The sequence below is a fragment of the Pseudonocardia pini genome (assembly GCF_013870575.1).
GTDB classification, from domain to species: domain Bacteria; phylum Actinomycetota; class Actinomycetes; order Mycobacteriales; family Pseudonocardiaceae; genus Pseudonocardia; species Pseudonocardia pini.
In genome coordinates, this window is sequence record NZ_JACBXB010000581.1 from 1 (window position 1) to 3627 (window position 3627).

4 protein-coding genes and 1 pseudogene are annotated in these 3627 nt (G+C 72.9%); 3 read left to right on the forward strand and 2 right to left on the reverse strand.

What is annotated here, in order from left to right:
* Positions 1-391: pseudogene (locus H5J29_RS25135) on the reverse strand (helix-turn-helix domain-containing protein); the annotation flags it as partial.
* Between the two features lie 324 nt (positions 392-715).
* Here H5J29_RS25135 and H5J29_RS25140 point away from each other — a divergent pair.
* The 3 genes from H5J29_RS25140 (at position 716) to H5J29_RS25150 (ending at position 2662) form a co-directional block, all read left to right on the forward strand.
* A complete protein-coding gene (locus tag H5J29_RS25140; RefSeq protein ID WP_181783497.1) occupies positions 716-898 on the forward strand; it encodes a YegP family protein in 183 nt (60 codons plus the stop codon).
* Between the two features lie 592 nt (positions 899-1490).
* Positions 1491-1679, forward strand: coding sequence for a streptamidine-related RiPP repeat protein (locus tag H5J29_RS25145; RefSeq protein ID WP_181783498.1), 189 nt, complete (start codon positions 1491-1493; stop codon positions 1677-1679).
* A gap of 95 nt (positions 1680-1774) precedes the next feature.
* Entirely contained in the window at positions 1775-2662 is an 888-nt protein-coding gene (locus H5J29_RS25150; RefSeq protein ID WP_181783499.1) for a DNA cytosine methyltransferase, read from the forward strand.
* Positions 2663-2759: 97 nt separating this feature from the next.
* Here the strand turns inward: H5J29_RS25150 and H5J29_RS25155 are convergent.
* The coding region (locus H5J29_RS25155) for a protein adenylyltransferase SelO family protein (protein WP_181783500.1) at positions 2760-3627 on the reverse strand (868 nt) is incomplete at its 5' end.

The following is a 3627-nucleotide window of genomic DNA, read 5'->3' on the forward strand; positions in this document are numbered from 1 at the left end:
GCTCCTGCAGCTCGGCGCGCCGGCCGATGAACTCCGTGGCGAACTCCGGGACCGCACCGCCCGAGCGCCGCGTGGGGCCGGGCTCCCCCGCAACCAGCCGTCGCTCCTGGTGGACGCGCTTGGCCAGGGTCGTGCGCGAGCGCTCCCACCCGATCCGTTCGCCGATCTGGGCGACGGCGAGGTCGGGCTCCTCGGACAGCAGCGCGCGGATGCGGTCGGCGTAGGCGTCCACCGCGGAGCCCCGGCCGGGCCGGTGGTCGGGCGGGGGCGCGTCGAAGGTCAACGCGCGCCGGATGGTGTTGCGGGACATGCCCAGGTGCGCGGCCATGCCCTTGATGGACATACCGTCCGCGTGGAGCCGATGGATCTCGCCCCACTCGTCGGCGTTCACATCGTCCCTCCACGGTGAGGCTGCACCCCAGCCTCACGAGGCGCGCCGGCGGGTGTCAAGCGCGCCGCCGGGAACCACGTGCGAAGTCCGACCGGTGGGGGGTCAACATGCGTCACCCCCATCGCATCCTGACCACGTCCGATCGCCGCACGACGCTCGACCGGCTCCGGCGGGACGATCTCGATCAGCTCGTGCCGCTCGTTCGTGACGGGGTCGTGCCCGCGTGGACGCGGAGACGCAGCGCCCGCCACACCCTGCCGCCTTAGCCCATTCGTCGTAACCTGCCGTCGATCATCACCGTCCTCACCAGACTGGAGAAGCGCCATGGCGGGCAAGTTCGAGATCTACCAGGACCGGGCAGGCAAGTTCCGGTTCCGGCTCAAGGCCAGCAACGGCCAGATCGTCGCCTCCGGCGAGGCCTACGAGTCCAAGTCCAACGCCAAGAAGGGCGCCGAGTCCGTCCAGAACGCCGCGGCCGGCGCGACCATCGTCGACGTCGAGGCCTGAACCACACCCGGCGCGCCCGGATCACCCGGGCGCGCCGCGGGAACCCCTGCGCTCCACCGCATCCTGGGGGCCTCACGTCGCGGCGTGAGCGATGAGCCCGAGTCGACACCGACGATCCTCGACCGACTGGTCGCCATGACGATCTGCGAGGAGCGGGCCCTCGCACATCTCGGCGCCGGGTTCGTCCGAGTCGGCGGCGAGACCGTCCCCGGCCCGAGCCATGTCGCCGACGGCCGGCCACCGCGGCGGCCGGCGGCACGGTGCTCACGCGCCGACTCCGCTCCGCGTAGGTCGATCGTGGGCGTGCTCGACCGGTGCCGACGCCTCAGCCCTCGCCGGCCGAGCCCGACGACTCCGTGCCTCGGCCGCTCACCCCACACCGCTCCCAGCGCGGCGATCCTCGGGAACAGCTGGCGGACGATCCACTGTCGACTGCCGCGGAACACCTGAAGCCGGGGCCGCGCCGGAGCTGCCGCCCTCCGTCTCACCCCCATCGGCCGGGCGAGTGATCGTCCGGGGGTTCCGTTCGGATGCCCGGGCTGTTAGCGTCGATTTTGTAATGAAAACGGTTTTCATTACAGAGAGGAGCGACATGTCCGAGTTCTCGTTCGAGACGGTCGAGCGCGCAGGCGACCTGGCGGCCCCGCAGGCCCCGGGGACCAACGCGCTGGTGCAGAGCCCCTTCGCGTTCGAGCCGGTCGAGGCGCCGGAGTCCCTCGCCGCACCGCAGGCCCCGGGGACCAACGCTCTGGTGCAGAGCCCGTTCGCCTGGTCCGAGTGAGGCGCGCGGGGCGCCGCCCCGCGTGAACAGTCGACCGACCGCTCCCGCCGCCGGCCCGTCCGGCGGCGGGAGCCCCGACGGAGGAACGGATCCTCATGATCACCCCTGGCCACCAGGTGTTCCGCGGTCTCGACGGCGGTTGGCGATACGCCACGCCGGACGAGAGGTTCGTGCGGATCGACGGCCCCGACGAGGTCCTCGCGATGGTGGCGGATCCGCCTCACGATCCCGGCCCGCGGTTCGCGCAGCTGGTCGCGGCCCTGACCGACCGCGGTGTCCTCGTCACAGACGTCGCGGCTGCCCCGCCCGTGGCCCGGGTGCGGGTGGAGGGGTCCGGCCCGGTCGCCGATCGGGTCTGCGAGCTGGTCGGCGGGTCGGCGGACACCGAGCCCGAGGTGGTGGTCAGCGTGGCCGGGTGGCTCCCCGACGAGGAGTGGTGTGCCCGCGATGCCGAGCTGCGGGAGCAGGTCGTCGCGCTGCCCGAACGCCCCGCCACCACCGAGCTGCCCGCGGCCCGCACCGAGTTCTTCGGGCAGTCCGTGCCGGGGGTGTTCAAGTGGCTGGACCTGCACTTCGGGCGCACCCCGCGGGAGCTGTCGCTGCAGCGCTACGACCACGTCCCGCCGGGCGGCGGCCGGTTCGACCTGCCCGCGGAGCTGCTGCCCCGCTGCTGGCGGGAGAAGAAGACCGGGACCACGGACGTCATGGGGCGCCTGCGCTGGGACCAGCCGTCGCTGACCATCCGCACCGAGTTCTTCAAGCCGGAGAAGGGCCGCTACCTGCACCCGCAGTGGGACCGGGACGACCCGGCGAACCGGGTGAACCGGGTGATCACGCACCTTGAGGCGGCGCTGCTGCAGGGGTTCCCCGAGACCTTCGCCTGGTGCGGCTCGAAGGTCCGGATCGCGAAGCAGATCGGCAACGCCGTGCCCGTCGGGCTGTCGTCCGCCATCGCGGGCCAGGTGCTGCAGCGGCTTCGTTAGAGCGCCGCGGCGGTCGTGCGCATCGCCGAGGAGCACCGACCTGGCCCCCTTGTGAGCGGCGATGGTCGCCAGAGCGACCATCGCCGCGCACAGGGGGTCAGGTGCCGCAGAAGGTGACGTACCCGGCCGTCGGCCCCGGCTCGGCGTAGCGCTCGAGGCCGGGGCGCACCTCGAAGGGCCGGGACAGCACGTCGACGAGCGTGCGGACCGGGGCGAGGTCGCCCGACACCGCCGCCGCGAGGGCCTCCTCCACGAGGTGGTTGCGCGGCACGTAGACGGGGTTGACCCGGTCCATCGCCGCCGCGTCCGGGCCCGCGGCGCGCCACGAGGCGATCCACGGGTCCGCGAGCGGGGCGGGGCCGCCGCGGGCGTGGCCGGCGAGGTCCCTGAAGAAGGTCGTCATGTCCGGCTTGTGGGTGGTCAGCAGCTCCAGCAGGCCGTCGACCAGCGCGTCCGACGCCTCGGGGAGGCCGAGCTTCGCCCGCAGGCCCGCGCGGTGGTGGCGGTGGTAGCGCTCGGCGAACGTGCCCAACACCGTCGTCGCCTTCTCGACGGCGGCCTCCTGGTCCTCGTCGAACAGCGGCAGGAGCGCCTCGCCGAGCCGGGCCAGGTTCCACTGCAGGATCCCCGGCTGGTTCCCGAAGGCGTAGCGGCCGCCGTGGTCGATCGAGCTGTAGACCGTGGCCGGGTCGTAGGCGTCGAGGAAGGCGCAGGGACCGTAGTCGATCGTCTCGCCCGAGATCGTGGTGTTGTCCGTGTTCATCACGCCGTGCACGAAGCCGACCAGCATCCAGCGGGCCACGAGCGCGGCCTGCGCCTCGATCACCTGTTCGTAGAGGGCCAGGTGGTCCGTCGCCCCCGGATGGTGGCGGGCGATCGCGTGGTCGGCGAGCCTGCGGAGCAGGTCGACGTCACCGGTCGCGGCCGCGAACTGGAAGGTCCCGACGCGGACGTGGCTCGCCGCG

Excerpts from the sequence above, each read along its gene's own strand:
- H5J29_RS25140 (WP_181783497.1), top strand. The coding sequence starts at position 716 with ATGGCGGGCAAGTTCGAGATCTACCAGGACCGGGCAGGCAAGTTCCGG.
- H5J29_RS25145 (WP_181783498.1), top strand. The coding sequence starts at position 1,491 with ATGTCCGAGTTCTCGTTCGAGACGGTCGAGCGCGCAGGCGACCTGGCG.
- H5J29_RS25150 (WP_181783499.1), top strand. The coding sequence starts at position 1,775 with ATGATCACCCCTGGCCACCAGGTGTTCCGCGGTCTCGACGGCGGTTGG.